The organism is Vibrio genomosp. F10 str. 9ZD137 (assembly GCF_049974785.1).
Classification (GTDB): Bacteria; Pseudomonadota; Gammaproteobacteria; order Enterobacterales; family Vibrionaceae; genus Vibrio.
Window position 1 is genome coordinate 1 of record NZ_JBNGCJ010001062.1, and the last position, 498, is coordinate 498.

The window sequence follows — 498 nt, forward strand, 5'->3', positions numbered from 1 at the left end:
TTGCCGCTTAGCAGAGCGTTATGAAGCAGAAGGAAATATCAACTATGATCAAACAAGTTGGAAATACGGAAATCAAGGAAAATCATCAAGCTTCATGTCATTGTGGTGCTGTTGTGTTAGAGCTGTATTTGCCAAACGGCATAGAGAAACCTAGGCGTTGTGACTGCTCAATTTGCCGAAGAAAAGGTGCAATAGTAGGTTCAGTCCCGTTATCTAATATCAAAATCCTAAAAGGTGAATCTGAATTAAAGTTGTATCAATTTAACACTGGTACAGCTAAACATTATTTTTGCTCAAACTGTGGTATTTATACCCACCATCAAAGACGATCAGACCCAACTGAATATGGCTATAATATTGGTTGCCTTGAGGGCGTAAACCCATACGATCTAGGTGCAATTCAAGTCATGGACGGCGTAAATCATCCAGCCGATAGAAAGTGAATTTTAGTCAACAGCGCGCTTGTAACTGCTTCATAACAAAGCGTTTAAGACAGAT

The 498-nt window shown here is 39.6% G+C and carries 1 protein-coding gene; it reads left to right on the forward strand.

What is annotated here, in order from left to right:
* Window positions 1–44: 44 nt before the first annotated feature.
* Window positions 45–443 carry a GFA family protein gene (locus ACP45E_RS22435; RefSeq protein ID WP_017038561.1) on the forward strand — a complete coding sequence of 133 codons (399 nt, stop codon included), beginning with the start codon at window positions 45–47 and terminating at the stop codon, window positions 441–443.
* Window positions 444–498: the final 55 nt, after the last annotated feature.

Coding starts and splice junctions, on each gene's coding strand:
- ACP45E_RS22435 (WP_017038561.1), top strand. CDS start 45: ATGATCAAACAAGTTGGAAATACGGAAATCAAGGAAAATCATCAAGCT.